Here is a 17332-nt window from a genome sequence, read left to right as displayed (position 1 = left end):
TTTTGGTCAATCAAGCCGCGGCACGCAGCTGCGGTTGGTTGGCGCCGGCGCCGTCAAACCGGAAGCTGTCCATCGCCAGTGCCCCGTACGTCACCGTATCGACCACGTGCTGAGCCTGCACGCCGCCCGGCGTGGCTTGGCTCGGCTGGCCCATCGCGGCGCCCAGTGCCACGTACAGCGGCATGAGGTGTTCGTCGGTCGGGTGGGCGTGGGCGGCGTTCGGGGCTTGCGCGCGGTAATCGCAGAACTGGGTGAAATCACCGCTGCGGATGCCCTCGGTCATTGACTCGATCATCCACTCGCGGAACGCCGTCACCCAAGGCTCGGCCGGCACGCCATGCTGCGCCATGTCGGGGCCGCGCATCAGCGCGCGCAAGTTGTGCGTGAAGCTGCCGGAACCGACGATCAGCACGCCTTCGTCGCGCAGCGGCGCGAGCGTGCGCCCCATTGCCATCTGGCAAGCCGGTGACAGGCCCGGCATCAACGACACCTGCACCACGGGAATCTTCGCCTCGGGAAACATCAGCATCAGGGGCATCCAGGCGCCGTGGTCCAGCGGCTGGCGCGGGTCCAGCACGGTGGAGGCCTGTTCCTCCAGCCCGGGGACGATGTTGCCGTCGATCAGCGCACGGATGCGTTCGGCCAAGTCAGGCGCCCCCGGCGGCGCGTATTCCAGGGCGTACAGTTGCGGCGGGAAACCGCCGAAGTCGTGCCACGCTTCCTGCTGGGCGCGGGCGGTGACGGTCGGCCGGCGAGTCATCCAATGCGGCGAAACCACAACGATGGCGCGCGGCTTGAGGGCGGCCATTTCTTGCCCGAGCGCCGCCAGCATCTTGCCGACAGGGCCCGGATCGGCCGCCAGCATGGGCGACCCATGGGACAGATAAAGCACGGGGAGCATGTCAAATTTCCTGAAGAATATATTTCCTATTCTGCGCCGACCCAGCACCAGTAACGTGCATGGATTTGCAGACCGGGATCAGGAAAATTGAACGAGTGCGCTTACATGCTCAGCAATTCCTCTGCCACCGTTGGGTGCAGGCCGACGGTCGTATGCAGGTGCTTGAGCCGGACGCCCATGCGCACGGCCACCGCCAGCGCCTGGATGATCTCTGGCGCGGCGTTGTCGACGATGTGAGCGCCCAGCACGCGTCCGCTGCGCGCATTGCACACCAGCTTGATCAGCGATTCCATGCCTGAGCCTGCAAAACGCTGCTCCAGCGAGACGAAGCGGCGGACCACCACGTCGATGCGATCTGCCAAGGCGCGTTTGTCGGTGTCCGGCCCGCGTTTGCCCAGTTCGGGCCAGCGCGTGCGCGCCTCGGCTTCGGTCAGGCCCACGCTTGCGATGGCCGGATCGCAAAACACAGCCATTGGCACGGTGTCCATGTCGGGCAGCTTGGTGCCTTTGCCGAATAAGCGTTCGGCCACGTAGCGGCCTTGCGCGGCGGCCACGGGCGTCAATTGCAGACGGCTGGCGCCGCAGATGTCGCCCACGGCATGCACGCCGCGTGCGCGCGTGCGGAAATGGCGGTCGACCGCAATGCGTCCGTGCGTATCGAGCGTGACTCCGGCCGCGTCCAGGCCAAGGCCCGCGATGTTCGGCGTTCGGCCGATGGCGCTTAACACTCGCTGGGCGCGTAGCGCGCGGGGAACGTCGCTGCCGTCGATGCTCGCGTAGACGGCCACGCCGCCGCCATTCACGGCATCGCGTTCGACGCGGACAACATCGGCGTTCGGGATCAGCTCGACGCCGCAGCCGGCCAGCGACTGCGCGGCGGCCTCGGCCACCGTGGCATCAAATTCAGGCAGCACGCGCGCATCGCGCGTCAGCACGGTCACCCGCACGCCGAAGCGCGCCAGCGTGGACGCCATTTCCACCGCGATGACGCCGCCGCCCACGATGATGAGCGATGCGGGCAGCGTGTCCCAGCCGAATACGTCGTCGGAGGTGCAAGCCAGGTCCGCGCCGGGTGTGGGAAGCGGTGTGGGGCGGGCGCCGGCAGCCAGCACGATTTGGCGCGCGCGCAGCGTAGTCTTGCCGGTATCGGTTTGCAGCCGCACGATGCCGCGGCCGCGCAGGGATGCGGCGCCGCTCAGCCATTGCACGCCCGCCTCGGCCAAGTGGGCGAAATGCGCTTCGTGCAGCCGCGCGACCTCGGCACGCGTGCGGGCGATGGCGTCGGCCCAGGCATCCGCGGCATGCGCGGCGCGCAAACACCGAACCGTCGTCTGCGACCAGGCGGCGCCGTAGCCGAGCAGTTTCTTGGGCACGCATCCGCGGTTGACGCAGGTGCCACCCACTTGCGCGCTGTCGATCAGCAGCGTTCGTGCCCCCAGTTGCGCAGACCGGCGCGCAGCCGCGAGCCCGGCCGAACCGGCGCCGATTACGATCAGGTCAAACGCATGTGCAGGGTTTGCGGGCATGAGGTGTCCGTCGAAGAAGCATCGGCCGGACGACCTCGGTGGCACGCCGGCGGGCGCGCCATGTGCAGCAAGCGGCGCGCCCGCCGCCTGTTTTAGAGGAGGTGGCTACGCAGCCACCGCCGTGGCAAACCCGCGTGGAAGTTCGCGCAGGAAGGTTTCGCCGTCATGACGGCCGAGCGCATAGGCGTCGCGCATGGCGCCCGGGCGGGTGTAATCCCAGCTTGAAATGGGAACCTTGCGGGAAGGCTGCACGTAAAAGCGGCGCTGCACGCCGCCGGCCACGGGCACATCCATGCGGAAATACGTTGGCCGCGGGTACAGGCGCGTGACCAGCACCAGCGCGTCGCCAGGCGTGGCGTCCAGCGCGTGCACGGGCACGTTGTCGACCATGCCGCCATCGAGCACCGGCCGCCCCTTGCGCCGCAGCACCGGCGTGAACGGCGGGGTGGAGGCCGATTGCAGCAGAAGATCTGCAAGTTCCTCAGGTGTGGCGCAATCCTGCGCGCGCACGATTTCCGGCGTAAAGCCGAGGCGTTTGCCCAGCGTCGGGTGCAGCGTCTTGCGGACGTGCTTTTCGATGTTGTAGGCAATCAGCCCCGCCGCCACCGCCGACCGTGCGCCCAGCCAGCGCGGGATGTGCGCCACGCCGATGCGGATCTCGGGCGCCTGTGCCAGCCGCCCGAAGCGGCCCTCGCCGAACACCGTCAGCAGCGCCGTGCGGTACATGCCGTAATGCGGAAACACGCGCTCACCGCGCAGCAGGTTGCCCCAATGGGCGTTGCGGGTGTTCTGGCGCAGGGCTTCGCCGTAGTAATCCATCAGCTCGGCTGAATTCCATGCATGCAGCATGCACGCCGTCGATGCGCCGGCCGAGATGCCGGCAATCACGCGTGGCGCCAAGCCCAGTTCAGGCTGCACGACGTCCCACCATCCAGCCTGCCACCAGCATCGGTTGCCGCCGCCGGCAAAGACCATCTGGTCGAACTCGGGCATGTTCATGCCGAGGCCCCGGCGTGGGCCGCAGTGGGCGGCGCCGGCTCCAGCCGCAGCGACGGCGCGTATTTGAGGGTGTCAATGCACGCATCCAGCAGGCGCTCGCGCTTGGTGGCGAGGCTGGAGGCGTCCGGGTAGAAAAGGTAATCACCCATGATGCCGTTGAAGGTGGCATGGAAATGCGCCACGGCCAGCGGGATGTCGAGGTCGGCCGGCAACTGCCCGCGTCGCGTCGCCTGCTCGATGATGCTCGTCAGGTGGGTCATGCCTTCTTCAAACGATTCTTGTTGGCGCTTGAGGATGGGGCTCGTGTCCTCCACGAACTCGCACTTGTTGAACATGATCTCGAAGACCTTGCGCCAGTGCGCATCTTCCACGAGTTGCCGCAGCAGGAAGTTGCCCACCGTGCGCAATTCGCCGAGCGGATCATCGGCTTCCACCCCGAGCGGGGTGCACATGGTCTCCATGGGCAGTTTCACGCGCTCGCACATGGCGGCAAATACGTCGGTCTTGTTGCGGAAGTGCCAGTAGATGGCGCCGCGCGTAACGCCTGCGGCCTGCGCGATATCCGATAACGATGTGCGTGCCACGCCGCGCGCATAGAACACGTCTTCCGCCGCATCCAGGATGCGGTTACGTGTTTCCAGTGCTTCTTCCTTCGTTCGTCTAACCATGATCTTCCAGAGGAACGCCGTGTCACCTCGGCCGGCGTTCTTTCGATTGGCTTTTGTGCGGCGCACAATTTCCGGCAACGCACCATTGCGCTTCGCACAACGCGGTAGCGGGTCCGTTGGCTGACAATGCTTGTCGCAGCGCGGTATCTGCGGCATGTTCGTTTGATTGCCGTCATTGCTACGAACTCCGGAAAGGTGTCAACGGAGTCCCTATTGTTCAATGGCGTGACTTACATACATACGCGAACGTATCTATAATAGCGCGCACTCCGTCGCTTGCCCATGGCCGTATGCGCCACATCCATCCCGGGCACGTGGTCTGGGGCCGACTTTGCGTCTGTCGGTGGCCAGGTCGGAGATCGACTGCCGATCGCTCCCGCGTCTTAGCATTCTGGTCCGAGTTGTTGCGAGTTCGTCGCAAAGGCCATATCGCATGCCGCGAGATGCAGCTAGCATCGGACGTTTTCGTTTTGTGTTTTTTTGGTTTCGCTGACGGTTTGCCGGCGTCGCACTCGTTTGCGCGGCGTGGCGGCACCCGGCATTCCGCTTATCGCCACATGGGGTCATCTATGACGAACACCCGCCGTTATCACCAACTCGCTGCCGCCGCATTCATGGTGGTGGCACTTGCAGCCTGCGGCAACAAGCAGGCACAAGGGCCGGGCGGCGCCGGCATGCCTCCGACCGAAGTCGGTGTTGTGACCGTGCAGCCGCACTCCGTTGGTCTGACCAGCGAGTTGCCGGGCCGCCTGGAGGCCACGCGTGTGGCACAGGTGCGAGCACGGGTCGCGGGCATCGTACTCAAGCGCACCTACGCTGAAGGCAGTGACGTGAAGGCCGGCCAGCAGTTGTTCCAGATTGATCCGGCGCAGTACAAGGCGTCGCTCGACAGCGCCAAGGCGCAGCTGGCGCGTTCGGAAGCCACGCAAACGCAGGCGCAACTGAAGGCGGAGCGCTATAAGCCGCTGGTTGCCACCAACGCCATCAGCAAGCAGGACTACGACGACGCCACCGCCGCCGCCAAGCAAGCCACCGCTGACGTGGCCGCCGCCCGCGCTGCCGTGGAAACCGCCAAGCTGAACGTCGGCTACGCCAGCGTGACTTCGCCCATCTCCGGCCGTGCCGGTTTGGCGCAGGTCACCGAAGGCGCGCTGGTGGGCCAGGGCGAGGCGACGCTGCTGACGACCGTGCAACAAATCGACCCGATCTATCTGACCTTCACCCAGTCGAGCACCGAAGTGCTGCGTCTGCAGCAAGCGCTTAAGGACGGCAAGCTGGCCAAGGCCGGTGGTGACGCCGCCAAGGTCACGCTCGTGACGGAAGACGGCCGCGCTTATGCCCAACCGGGCAAGCTGTATTTCTCCGACCTGACGGTGGACCCGGCCACGGGCACGATCACGCTGCGCGCGATTGTTCCGAACGCCGACCGCACGCTGCTGCCGGGCATGTACGTGCGTGCCCGCCTGGAGCAGGCCGTGGACGAGCAGGCGATCACGGTGCCGCAGCAAGCGGTGACGCGCAGCCCAGACGGCGCCTCGGTCATGGTGGTTGATGAGAAGGGCATGGCAGCCGTGCGCCAAGTCCAGGCCGATCGCTCGACCGGTACGGAATGGATCGTTTCCAGCGGCCTGAAGGCAGGCGACAAGGTGATCGTCGACGGTCTGCAGAAGGTCCATCCGGGCGCGCCGGTCAAGGCTGTGCCGTGGCAGCCGATGGCGGCAGGCCAGGGCAAGGGCCCGCAAGGTCAGGGCGGCCAGGGTGGCGGCGCCGCACCCGCACCGGCGGCCAGCGCCCCTGCTGCAAGCACTCCCGCTGCCAGCGCACCGGCAGCCAAGCAGTAAACAAGGAGCCATCGCATGGCAAAGTTTTTTATCGATCGCCCGGTCTTTGCCTGGGTGCTCGCGCTGTTCATCATCCTTGCTGGGGCGATCTCGATCACCCAGCTGCCGATCTCGCAGTACCCGACCATCGCGCCGCCGTCCGTCATCATTACGGCCACGTACCCGGGCGCAAACGCGAAGACGCTGGACGAATCCGTCACCAGCATCATTGAGCAGGAAATGAACGGTGCGGACGGCCTGCTCTATATGGAGTCGGTCAGCCAGGGCGGTAACGGCCAGGCGCAGATCACCGTGACGTTCAAGGCCGGTACTGATCCGGCGCTGGCGCAGGTGGACGTGCAGAACCGCTTGAAGCGCGTGGAAGCGCGGTTGCCATCTGCGGTGACGCAGCAGGGTGTGCAGGTCGACAAGGCCCGCTCGAACTTCCTGCTGTTTGCCACGCTGGCATCCACCGACGGCAAGATGGACCCGGTGGCACTGGGTGACTACATCTCGCGCAACGTGCTAAATGAAATCAAGCGCGTGCCGGGTGTGGGCCAGGCCATCCTTTTCGGTACGGAACGCGCCATGCGCGTCTGGGTCGATCCGGCCAAGCTGGTCGGCTACAAGCTGACGCCCACGGACGTCTACAACGCCATCCGCGCCCAGAACGCGCTGGTCTCGGCCGGCACGATCGGCGATCTGCCGTCTGTCTCCGATCAGCCGCTCGCGGCAACGGTCGTGGTGGAAGGCCAGCTCACGACCACCGAGCAGTTCGGCAACATCGTGCTGGTGTCCAAGCCCGATGGCTCGCTGGTGCGCGTGAAGGACGTTGCACGCCTTGAATTGGGTGGCCAGACCTACTCGACGTCTGCGCGGATCAACGGCCAGCCGATCTCGGCCATTGGCGTGCAGCTCTCGCCCACGGGTAACGCGCTGGGTACGGCCAAGGCCGTGAAGGCCAAGCTGGAGGAACTCTCGAAGTACTTCCCGGCGGGCGTGGAATACAAGGTGCCGTACGACACCTCCAAGTTCGTCCAGATCTCGATCGAGGAAGTGGTCAAGACGCTGTTCGAAGCCATGGCGCTGGTGTTCCTGGTGATGCTGCTGTTCCTGCAGAACATCCGCTACACGCTGGTGCCGTCGATCGTGGTGCCGATCTCGCTCTTGGGCGCGTTCGCCACCATGAACGCGATGGGTTTCTCGATCAACGTGCTGACGATGTTCGGCCTGGTGCTGGCCATCGGTATCCTCGTTGACGATGCCATTGTGGTGGTGGAGAACGTCGAGCGGATCATGGCCGAAGAAGGCCTGCCGCCGCGCGAAGCCACTCGCAAGGCCATGGGCCAGATCACGGGCGCCATCATCGGTATTACGCTGGTGCTGATGGCCGTGTTCATCCCGATGGCGTTCTTCTCGGGCTCGGTGGGCGCGATCTATCGCCAGTTCTCGTTGTCGATGGTGTCGTCGATCTTCTTCTCGGCACTCATGGCGCTGACGCTCACGCCGGCACTGTGCTCGACGCTGCTCAAGCCGATCGAGAAGGGTTCGCACCACGAGAAGAAGGGCTTCTTCGGCTGGTTCAACCGCATGTTCAGTACCACCACGAACCGCTACCAAAGCTTCGTGGAGCGCATGCTCAAGAAGACCTTCCGCTACATGGTCATCTACGTTGCGCTGATCGTTGCGGTGGTGTTCCTGTTCCTGCGTCTGCCGTCTTCGTTCCTGCCGACCGAAGACCAGGGCTACATCGTGACCAACATTCAGTTGCCGCCGGGTGCATCGGCCAACCGCACGCTGGAAGTGATCAAGCAGGTCGAGAACTACTACAAGCATGAAAAGGCGGTCGAGAACATCGTGGCCGTGCAGGGTTTCAGCTTCTCGGGCAACGGGCCGAACGCCGGTATCGTATTCACCCCGTTCAAGGACTGGAGCGAACGTAAGGGCAAGGATCAAACCGCTGATGCCGTGGCTGGCCGTGCCTTTGGTGCGCTGTTCGGTGGTATTCGCGATGCGATCGTGTTCCCGCTGAACCCGCCGCCGATTCCGGAACTGGGCAACGCCACTGGCTTTACCTTCCGTCTGCAAGATCGTGCTGGCCTGGGGCATGACGCCCTGATTGCAGCTCGCAATCAACTGATGGGGATGGCGGCGAAAAGCAAGATCATTACTGGCATGCGCCCGGAAGGTCTGGAAGATTCGCCGCAGTACCAAGTGGATATCGATCGCGAGAAGGCCAATGCGCTGGGTGTGTCGTTCACCGACATCAACGCCGTGCTGTCGACGGCGCTGGGTTCGGCGTACGCCAACGACTTCCCGAACTACGGTCGTCAGCAGCGTGTGATCGTGCAAGCGGACAAGATCAACCGCATGCAGCCCGAAGACATCATGAACCTGTACGTGCGCAACGCGCAGGGCAACATGGTGCCGATGTCGACGTTCGCGAAGGGCCATTGGATCGTCGGCCCGGTGCAGCTCGTGCGCTACAACGGCTATCCGGCTGTTCGCCTTTCGGGTGCAGCCGCGCCGGGTGCCAGCTCGGGCGACGCCATGGCCGAGATGGAACGTCTGGCCGCCAAGCTGCCGGCTGGTATCGGCTACGAGTGGACGGGCCAGTCGCTGCAGGAAAAGGCCTCGGGCTCGCAGGCGCCGGCGCTGTATGCGCTGTCGCTGCTGGCGGTGTTCCTGGTGCTGGCGGCGCTGTATGAAAGCTGGTCGATCCCGGCGGCGGTGATTCTGGTGGTGCCGCTGGGCGTGCTTGGCGCACTGCTGGGCGTGACCCTGCGCGCGATGCCCGATGACGTGTACTTCAAGGTCGGCCTGATTGCGGTGGTGGGCTTGTCCGCCAAGAACGCAATTCTGATCATCGAGTTTGCGAAGGACTTGCAGGCGCAAGGCAAGAGCCTGATCGACGCGACGCTGGAAGCCGTGCACCTGCGGTTCCGCCCGATCATCATGACGTCGTTCGCCTTCATCCTGGGTGTGCTGCCGCTGGCGATTGCCACCGGCGCCAGCTCTGCCAGCCAACGCGCCATCGGTACCGGCGTGATGGGCGGGATGATCACCGCGACGGTGCTGGCCGTGGTGCTGGTGCCTGTGTTCTTCGTGGTGGTCCGCCGCATCTTCAAGGGTAGCGAGCGTCAACGCCGCCTGGATGCTGCGCACCGTCCGCTGGACGAGGAAATCTGAACATGCAGAAAACGATGACCTTTCGAACCCCTGCGCTGCTACCGGCGCTCCTGCTGGCTGCGGGCGTGCTGTCCGGCTGCTCGCTGGCGCCGACGTATGAGCGCCCGAATGCTCCGGTAACGAGCGCCTATCCGCAGGTACCGGCTGGCTATGCCGTGCCGGCAGACTCCGCCAAGCCCGGCGAGAACGCGCCCCGCGCGACCGAACTGGGCTGGCGCGAGTTCTTCCCCGATGCGCGCTTGCAGAAACTGATCGGCCTGGCGCTTGAGAACAACCGCGACCTGCGCGTGGCCATGCTCAACGTCGAGGCGGCGCGTGCGCAGTACCGCCTGCAGATCGCCGACCTGCTGCCGCCGGTCAATGCGTCTGCCACGTACACGCGCAGCCATACGCCGCCGTCGATCTCGACAACCGGCGGCGACATCTACACCAAGCAGTACCAGCTTGGCGTGGGCATCAGCAACTACCAGGTGAACCTGTTCAGCGTGGGCGACGTGACGTCGTCTGCGCGTGCGAGCTATCTGGCGACGGACGAGGGGCGGCGCGCCGCGCAGATCAGCCTGATCTCGCAGGTCGCCAAGGCCTACCTGAACGAGCGCGCCTATGCCGAGCAGCTAGACCTGGCGCAGCAGACCCTGAAGGGCCGCGAGGATTACTACAAGCTCGCCAAGCAGCGGTTTGACGTCGGCGCTTCGTCGGCGCTGGACCTACGCCAGACCGAGACGCTGGTGGAGTCGGCCCGCGTGTCGGTGGCTCAGCTCACGCGCCAGTACGCGCAGGCGACCAACGCCCTGGTGGTGCTGGTCGGCGCTCCCTTGCCGGCCGACCTGCCCGCGCCGACCACGGTGTCGTCGGAAAAGATCGTCGCTGACATTCCGCCCGGTGTGCCGTCCGAGCTGCTGGAGCAGCGCCCCGATATTCGTCAGGCCGAGCAGAAGCTGATTGCCGCCAACGCCAACATTGGCGTGGCGCGTGCGGCGTTCTTCCCGAGCATTGGGCTGACGTCGAATATCGGTACGGCCAGCACGGCGCTGCACGATCTCTTCAAGAGCGGAACGGGGCTGTGGTCGTTCGTGCCGAACTTGACGCTGCCGATCTTCAACTGGGGCACCAACATCTTCAACCTGGACTTGACCAAGACCAACCAGAAGATCGCGGTTGCCAACTACGAGAAGACGATCCAGACCGCGTTCCGCGAAGTGTCCGACGCCCTCGTGGCGCGCGGCACGCTGGAAGAGCAGGTGGCAGCGCAGAAGCGCTTCCGCGATGCGACGGCCGATCGCCTGACGCTGTCTGACCAGCGCTATCGCAACGGCGTGTCGAGCTTCCTCGACGTGCTTGACGCACAGCGCGATCTGTTCAGCGCCGACCAGACGTTGGTGCAGACGCGCCTGGCGCGCCTGACCAACGCCATTGATCTGTACACGGCGTTGGGCGGCGGTCTGCAGGAACACAGCACCACCGTGGCCGCACAGCAGGCTCAGCCGACGGCTGCGCCGGGCGTTGCACCCGCCACGCCGGACATGACGCCGCAGCAGTCGAAGTAAATTCGCGTCTGTTCGCTCGAAAGCCCGCCTTGTTCAGGCGGGCTTTTTTTCGCCCTTGCCCTTTGCGCCGGCAGTGTGTTCGAGAAATCGAAGCAGGGCCACTTCTTCGCGTCGCAGGCCCTTGCGCGCGCGGGTTGGGGGAAGTGCTTCCCGCTCGCCGGCCAGGAAGGCGTCCACCACGGCCGGATGAACATAGCACTTGCGACAGACGGCCGGCGTGTTCCCCAGGCGTTGGGCCACGGCAGCAACAGCTTCCACCACCTGCCGGCGCGCCTCGGTAACGTTCGCCGACGTGTGCCCGCGCAGCAGATCCAGCGCGAGCACGCTGCCGGCCCAGGTGCGGTAGTCCTTTGCCGTGAAATCCGCGCCGGTAATCTCTTGTAAGTATGTATTCACATCTGTGGAATCAACCACGCGGCGTTCACCCGCTTCGTCGATGTACTGGAACAACTCCTGCCCCGGGAGATCGACGCAGCGCCGAATGATGCGAGCCAGGCGCGGGTCCGATACCGACACGTCGTGCTCCACGCCACTCTTACCGCGAAACTGAAAGCGCACCGTGTTGCCGTGCACCTCCACGTGGCGATTGCGCAGCGTCGTGAGCCCATAGGAGCGGTTGTCGCGTGCATACGCTGCGTTGCCCACGCGCACTAGTGTCACGTCCAGCAGAAAGACCACCGTCGCAAGCATCTTCTCGCGCGATAGGCCCGGCGCCGCCAGGTGGGCGGTAATCGCATCACGCACGCGCGGCAGCGCTGCCCCGAAGGCCAGCAGCCGCCCGTATTTGTCGGCATCGCGAAAGGCGCGCCAGTCGGCGTGATAGCGATATTGCTTGCGCCCACGCGCGTCACGCCCTGTCGCCTGCAAATGGCCGCCCGCGTGTGGGCAGATCCACACGTCGGTGTAGGCCGGCGGAATCGCCAGTTTGTTGATGCGTGCAATGACGGCGGGATCGCGGATGCGCTCGCCGCGCGTATCGAAATAGACGAAGCGGCCGCGCAGCCGGCGCCGGGTGTAGCCCGGACGCGTGTCGTCCACATAGCGCAGCCGTTCGGGCAGCGCTTCGGCAGCGGGCAGTGCGCTCGTGGCAACCAACGCAGGCGCAGACTTGGGAACGCGTTCCACGATAGAGATCAGGAGAGATGCTCGCTCTGAGCAAGCGGCGTTCCTCTTCCGTGCGTATTCCGGTGGTTGGCCGCCCCATGGCGTAGTATCGAGACCACGCATCTGCACAAAATTGCGGCAGGAAATGGTCTTTCCGCCACAATCGGAAGTGCCTTGCATCGGTAAACAGATTCAACTACACTGCACGCCCTCTGGGCGGTATATAATCCGCTGTTTCGCCGTCCATCCGAATACTGAGCAAGGGACCCGATGACCACCATCCGTCTGAAAGAAAACGAGCCGGTCGAAGTTGCGCTGCGCCGCTTCCGCCGTGAAATCGAGCGCACTGGCCTGATCAAGGAACTGCGCGCCCGCACCGCTTACGAAAAGCCGACGACCGAGCGCAAGCGCAAGAAAGCTGCTGCCGTGTCGCGTACGCGTAAACGCCTGCGCTCGCAAATGCTGCCGAAGAAGCTCTACTAAGATCGCGCGATTGTTTCGGTAGCACCAATCGGGTGCTGCCGCTGGCGGTGTGAAGTCAATCGACCTCCGTTCCGCCGAGCTTGGCTTGTAGCGCCTTGCGCGCACCGGAAGCCTTTCCGGATTCAACCAACGCTCCACTCCCCGATACAGAAGCTAGCAAGATGCGGTTGATGGCCTGTGCGCCATTGTCCGCCGCTTCGGTGCGCTCAGCGCGTGCCCTTCCTGTTTCAAACGACATCCGCCAGCGGTAATTGACCGGCTGGCTGTTGGCGTTTGTCGCGCCGATTCTGCGTGGGAGTACAGTGGCGTGCGTCCTTTGCACGCGCGCTCTCAGACAACGATGCCTACCAATTCCAACGAGTACTGGTTTCCGGCCAAGCGCTACGGCTGGGGATGGGGCTTGCCTTCGCGTTGGCAGGGCTGGGTGGTGCTCACCATCTATGCCGTACTGCTGGCGGCGGGCATCGTCGGGTTGCACCCAGGGCACACGCAGTCGAGCTTTGCGTTGTACGTGCTGGGCGTGACAGCGCTGCTGGTGCTGGTTTGCTGGTGGAAGGGCGAGCCGCCGCGCTGGCGTTGGGGACGGGACTGAGCGGTCTACTTGCCAATCAACTGCGCAGATACGGACCGCCCCGTTTCTCCAGCAAGGTGACGAGTTCCGGCTGCATGAACACGTAGTCGTCGGAAATATCGAGACACACCACGCGCTTGCCGCGTAACCGCGAACCAAACCGTTGGGACAGGCGTCGCTGGTGGCTGCGTTCCATGACAAAAATCACCTCAGCCCAGTCGAGCTGATCGGCATCGAGTTGCACGTCTGCGTCGGGAGCCAAGCCCGCCGAATCTGTCTCGACGTTTGGCCACCTGGCGAAGACCGCTTCCGCCGTTGGGCTGCGCAGCCGATTGCGGCTGCAGATGAAGAGCACACGCATCGGGCTAAACCGACGCCTCCAGCGTCGCCGCAATCGATGCCCGATAGCCCATCGGCAAATTCACCGGCAACACATCAGGCGCAAACAGCCCAAGGCGCTTGTGCTCATGACTGACGATGGGTTCAAACGGGCCCACCAGCGCGCACGCATACGTAGCAACGAACACATGCTTGCCCGGCACGACTTCAAACAGATACGTGTCGATCGGAGCGCGCACCTCCACCTGCAGGTTCAGCTCTTCAGCAATCTCACGTGCAAGGCATTCGACGGGGGATTCGCCGAGTTCAATACGGCCGCCGGGCAGCTCCCATTCTTCGCGCTCATTGAGCAGCAAGACGATCTCGCCGGTGGGCGCGTGCAGGACGCCCTTGATGGAGACGGGGTAAGCAGACATGGTGCTCACTTGCCGATGCAAAACCGACTAAAAATCACCCCCAGCAAATCATCACTCGAAAACGCCCCCGTGATGCTATTCAGCGCCTCCTGCGCAAGCCGCAATTCTTCGGCAAACAAGTCCAGCGATTGCGCTTGCTGATCTGCGTGCTCCGCGGCCGTGGCCAGATGTTCGCGGGCCGTGCGCAGCGCCGCTAGATGACGCTCGCGCGCAAGGTAAAGCCCCTCACCGCCGCCCTGCCAGCCGGCAATCTCCAGTAACGCCGCGCGCAGCAATTCAACGCCCAGGCCCTCGCGCGCCGAGAGCCATACCTCGGGCGTCTCTGAATCCACGCGGCCCGGTACGGCCACGCCCGAGAGGTCGATCTTGTTGACGACGCGCAGGGTCGGCACGCCGGCGGGTACGTGCTCGGCGATACGGGCGTCGATGGTGGCGTCTTCGGGTGAGAGGCCGTTGGCGCGATAGTCCGCTGCGTCCAGCAGATGCAGGACGACATCGGCGCGGGCGATGGCGGCCCAGGTGCGCTCGATACCGATGCGCTCGACTTCGTCTTCCGTGTCACGCAGGCCTGCCGTGTCGACGATGTTCAGCGGGATGCCTTCGATCTGGATGGTCTGCTGCACCTTGTCGCGCGTGGTGCCGGCAATGGGCGTGACGATGGCCAGTTCCGCGCCGGCCAGCGCATTGAGCAGCGACGACTTGCCGACGTTCGGCTGCCCCGCCAGCACCACGTGCAGGCCTTCGCGCAGCAGCGCACCCTGGCGCGCCTGCGCCAGCACGCCATCCACGGCCGCGCGAATGTCGGCGAGTTGACCGCGCGCGTCGGAGGCTTCCAGGAAGTCGATTTCCTCCTCGGGAAAATCCAGCGTTGCTTCCACCAGCATGCGCAGATGGATCACGCGCTCGACCAGCGCATGTACCGCCTGCGAAAACGCGCCATCGAGCGAACGTGCCGCCGAACGTGCGGCAGCTTCGGTGCTGGCCTCGATCAGGTCGGCGACGGCCTCGGCTTGCGCCAGATCCATCTTGTCGTTGAGAAAGGCGCGGCGCGTGAACTCGCCGGGCTCAGCCACGCGCAGGCCGATCTCGCGGCCGGCGGCCAGGCAGCGTTGCAGCAGCAGTTGCATCACGACGGGGCCGCCGTGGCCCTGCAGCTCCAGCACGTCTTCGCCCGTGTACGAATGCGGCGCGGGAAACCACAGCGCGATGCCGCGGTCGATGGCGTTACCGTCGGCGTCGAGGAAGGGCAGGTAAGTTGCCTGGCGCGGCGTCAGCAGGCGTCCGCACACGGCTTGCATGACGGTGCGTACGTCAGGCCCCGACACGCGCACCACGCCAATGCCGCCCCGCCCAGGGGCGGTGGCAATCGCCGCGATGGGGATCGTGAGGATGGGGGCGCGCGGCGCGGCGGAAGCGTTCGGCAAGGCGGTGGGGTGGTCAGCAGCGGTCATGGGCGGTATTGTGCGGCAGCCGCACAGTTGCGCGCCAGTTTCCAACCAAGGAGATTCGGATGATCGATCACACCGGCGTCGTCGTCAGCGACTTCGAGGCCAGCAAGCGGTTCTACGAACAGGCGCTCGGCGCCATTGGCCTGGCTAAGGTGCTGGAGTTTCCGGCGGCCGTCACGGGCCACACCGATGTGGCCGGTTTTGGCCCACCCGGCAAGGCGGAGTTCTGGATTTCAGCAGCAATGGCTGGGCAGGGGCCGAACAAGCCGCCGCTGCACGTGGCCTTCCGCGTTGATACGCGTGCCGAGGTGGAGGCGTTCTACGCTGCGGCAACGGCCGCAGGCGGCACCGACAATGGCGCACCCGGCGTGCGCGCGCACTATCACCCGAACTACTACGGCGCTTTCGTGCGCGATCCGGATGGCCACAACATCGAGGCCGTCTGCCACGCTCCCGTTTGAAGCGCTTGAAGCGTTTCAGGGAGGCGTAAAAAAGGGCACCCGGAGGTGCCCTTTTTGCTGAAGCGCATTCGCCTTACTTGGCGGGTGCCGCCTTCTTGTTGGTACCCAGCATGCGGTTGATCGACCATTGCTGCGCGATCGACAGGCAGTTGTTCACCACCCAGTACAGCACCAGGCCGGCCGGGAAGAAGAAGAACATCACCGAGAACGCGATCGGCATGAACATCATGACCTTGGCCTGCACCGGGTCCGGCGGGGTCGGGTTCAGCTTGGTCTGCACGAACATCGACACGGCCATCAGCACCGGCAGGATGTAGAACGGGTCAGGCGCGGACAGATCGTGCACCCAGCCGATCCAAGGCGCACCGCGCATTTCCACCGACGACAGCAGCGCCCAGTACAACGCCATGAACACCGGAATCTGGATCACGATTGGCAGGCAGCCGCCGAGCGGATTGACCTTCTCGGTGCGGTACAGCGTCATCATTTCCTGGTTCATCTTCTGCGGATCGCCCTTGTGGCGTTCGCGGATGGCCGTCATGCGCGGCTGCAGGTCCTTCATCTTGGCCATCGACCGGTAGCTTGTGGCCGACAGCGGGAAGAACACCAGCTTGATCAGCACCGTGAGCGCGACGATCGACCAGCCCCAGTTGCCCAGCAGCCCGTGGATCTTTTCGAGCAGCCAGAACAGCGGCTTGGCCACGATGGTCAGCCAGCCATAGTCCTTTACCAGATCCAGGCCCGGCGTGATGGCCTCAAGCATGCGTGCTTGCTGCGGGCCGGCAAACAGGCGGGCCGTGGCCGACACACTGGCGCCGGGTGCGATCGTGCCCAGCGGCTCCTGGAGTCCGATGCGGTAGAAGTTGGTGTCGACGCGGTTGACGTAATACTCGCGCTTGACGTTATCAGCCGGAATCCAGGCCGATGCAAAGTAGTGCTGCACCATCGCCACCCAGCCGCTGTCGGTCGGGGCCGGCACGTGCGCCTTGCCCTTGTCGATGTCGGCGAAGGTGATCTTGTGGAACTTGTCGCCGTCGGTGTACACGGCCGGGCCGGTGAACGTGCTGTAGAAGCGCGATTGCTCCACAGCGCCGCCGTCACGGGCCAGTTCCAGATACAGCGTCGGGTTGATTGGCGCGGTGCCGTCGTTCGTCACGTCGAAACGCGTATCGATCACGTAGCTGCCGCGCTTGAAGACATACGTCTTGGCCAGCTTGGCGCCGCCCTTGTCGGCCGTCAGCGTGATGGAGACATCGTTGCCCGTGCCCAGGTCACGCGGGCCCGCCGATGCCGTGAACACCGTCGTGTGATTCGGGAAGTCGCCGCCAATGATGCCGGAGCGCGCCAGATAGGTGCGCTCGACGCTGCGGTCGAACAGCACCATCGGGTTGCCATCGTGGTCCTTCTGGTCAAGCAGTTCGAGCTTGGTGACGATAGCGCCGTCGGTGTCGATGGTGGCGCGCAGCAGGTCGGTCGAGATGACGATCTTTTCCGAAGCCGGTGCCTGCGAAGCAGCGCCCGTGGCCGGGGCGGCCTGCGATCCGGCGGCGGCTGCCGTGGTGGCACTGTTCGGCACGTCGCCTGCGGGCGTGCTGCCCGGCGCGGCGGCCGTCGTGGCCGTTTGCGGCGTCGGGAAGAACATCGACTGGTGGCCATTCGCGCGTTGCCAGTTGTCGAACAGCAGGACAACCGCCAGCGAGAAGATCACCCAGAGAATGGTGCGTTTGATATCCATGTCGGATTACGGTCTGGGAAGGTGAAGCCAGCGCCGAAAAACGGCTGCGCAGCCCGATCTTGAACCTGCGATGCTCTCCGTACCCTTGTACGGTTGCGCTTCTCGGTCCAACCTCGGGCTGCTCG

The 17332-nt window shown here is 64.7% G+C and carries 15 protein-coding genes; 6 read left to right on the top strand and 9 right to left on the bottom strand.

The annotated features are described in order from the left end of the window. Positions 1–10 precede the first annotated feature (10 nt). The 4 genes from ACCD03_RS13555 to ACCD03_RS13540 all read right to left on the bottom strand — a co-directional run bounded on the left by ACCD03_RS13555 (position 11) and on the right by ACCD03_RS13540 (position 4094). On the bottom strand, positions 11–901 hold the full coding sequence (locus tag ACCD03_RS13555; protein ID WP_413411972.1) for a DODA-type extradiol aromatic ring-opening family dioxygenase: 891 nt from the start codon (positions 899–901) through the stop codon (positions 11–13). Positions 902–1002: 101 nt separating this feature from the next. Further along, a complete protein-coding gene (locus ACCD03_RS13550; RefSeq protein ID WP_413411971.1) occupies positions 1003–2427 on the bottom strand; it encodes a dihydrolipoyl dehydrogenase family protein in 1425 nt (474 codons plus the stop codon). Between the two features lie 105 nt (positions 2428–2532). Further along, positions 2533–3426: a patatin-like phospholipase family protein gene (locus ACCD03_RS13545; protein WP_413411970.1), complete on the bottom strand. Its 894-nt coding sequence runs from the start codon at positions 3424–3426 to the stop codon at positions 2533–2535. Continuing rightward, positions 3423–4094, bottom strand: a complete 672-nt coding sequence (locus tag ACCD03_RS13540) for a TetR family transcriptional regulator (protein ID WP_045205105.1) — start codon at positions 4092–4094, stop codon at positions 3423–3425. The genes ACCD03_RS13545 and ACCD03_RS13540 overlap by 4 nt, the downstream gene beginning before the upstream one ends. 569 nt (positions 4095–4663) lie before the next feature. Here ACCD03_RS13540 and ACCD03_RS13535 point away from each other — a divergent pair. From ACCD03_RS13535 to ACCD03_RS13525, 3 genes are read left to right on the top strand one after another with little or no spacing between them, the layout of a single operon-like run. After that, the gene (locus ACCD03_RS13535; protein ID WP_045205104.1) at positions 4664–5935 is read left to right on the top strand and encodes an efflux RND transporter periplasmic adaptor subunit; all 1272 of its coding nucleotides are present in this window, start codon (positions 4664–4666) and stop codon (positions 5933–5935) included. Between the two features lie 15 nt (positions 5936–5950). Then, positions 5951–9103 (top strand): efflux RND transporter permease subunit, encoded by a 3153-nt coding sequence (locus ACCD03_RS13530; protein ID WP_253535918.1) that lies wholly within the window; start codon positions 5951–5953, stop codon positions 9101–9103. 2 nt (positions 9104–9105) lie between these two features. Next, positions 9106–10650 carry an efflux transporter outer membrane subunit gene (locus ACCD03_RS13525; RefSeq protein WP_413411969.1) on the top strand — a complete coding sequence of 515 codons (1545 nt, stop codon included), beginning with the start codon at positions 9106–9108 and terminating at the stop codon, positions 10648–10650. Between the two features lie 33 nt (positions 10651–10683). On the opposite strand, the gene ACCD03_RS13520 is transcribed toward ACCD03_RS13525, so the two are convergent. Continuing rightward, complete coding sequence (locus tag ACCD03_RS13520) at positions 10684–11775, bottom strand: DNA topoisomerase IB (protein WP_413411968.1); 1092 nt, start codon at positions 11773–11775, stop codon at positions 10684–10686. Between the two features lie 249 nt (positions 11776–12024). On the opposite strand from ACCD03_RS13520, the gene rpsU reads away from it, so the two are divergent. Together rpsU and ACCD03_RS13510 are read left to right on the top strand one after the other, a co-directional pair. Next, complete coding sequence (gene rpsU, locus ACCD03_RS13515; protein WP_003262970.1) at positions 12025–12237, top strand: 30S ribosomal protein S21; 213 nt, start codon at positions 12025–12027, stop codon at positions 12235–12237. 340 nt (positions 12238–12577) lie between these two features. Continuing rightward, entirely contained in the window at positions 12578–12829 is a 252-nt protein-coding gene (locus ACCD03_RS13510) for a hypothetical protein (protein ID WP_325651102.1), read from the top strand. Between the two features lie 16 nt (positions 12830–12845). On the opposite strand, the gene ACCD03_RS13505 is transcribed toward ACCD03_RS13510, so the two are convergent. Genes ACCD03_RS13505 through mnmE form a run of 3 tightly spaced genes read right to left on the bottom strand, consistent with a single transcriptional unit; the run spans position 12846 to position 15014 of the window. Further along, positions 12846–13169 carry a low molecular weight protein tyrosine phosphatase family protein gene (locus tag ACCD03_RS13505; protein ID WP_413411967.1) on the bottom strand — a complete coding sequence of 108 codons (324 nt, stop codon included), beginning with the start codon at positions 13167–13169 and terminating at the stop codon, positions 12846–12848. 4 nt (positions 13170–13173) lie between these two features. Further along, positions 13174–13563, bottom strand: a complete 390-nt coding sequence (locus tag ACCD03_RS13500) for an NUDIX hydrolase (RefSeq protein WP_413411966.1) — start codon at positions 13561–13563, stop codon at positions 13174–13176. Positions 13564–13568: 5 nt separating this feature from the next. Beyond that, positions 13569–15014, bottom strand: a complete 1446-nt coding sequence (gene mnmE, locus ACCD03_RS13495; protein WP_413411965.1) for a tRNA uridine-5-carboxymethylaminomethyl(34) synthesis GTPase MnmE — start codon at positions 15012–15014, stop codon at positions 13569–13571. 59 nt (positions 15015–15073) lie between these two features. Here mnmE and ACCD03_RS13490 point away from each other — a divergent pair, with 59 nt between their 5' ends. Next, on the top strand, positions 15074–15472 hold the full coding sequence (locus ACCD03_RS13490; RefSeq protein ID WP_260798415.1) for a VOC family protein: 399 nt from the start codon (positions 15074–15076) through the stop codon (positions 15470–15472). Positions 15473–15545: 73 nt separating this feature from the next. Here the strand turns inward: ACCD03_RS13490 and yidC are convergent, their stop codons facing one another. Then, entirely contained in the window at positions 15546–17207 is a 1662-nt protein-coding gene (yidC, locus tag ACCD03_RS13485; protein WP_092974192.1) for a membrane protein insertase YidC, read from the bottom strand. Positions 17208–17332 lie beyond the last annotated feature (125 nt).

The sequence above is a fragment of the Ralstonia sp. Ralssp135 genome (assembly GCF_047304345.1).
Taxonomy (GTDB): Bacteria; Pseudomonadota; Gammaproteobacteria; order Burkholderiales; family Burkholderiaceae; genus Ralstonia; species Ralstonia chuxiongensis.
This window is presented reverse-complemented; position numbering and strand designations above follow the sequence as displayed.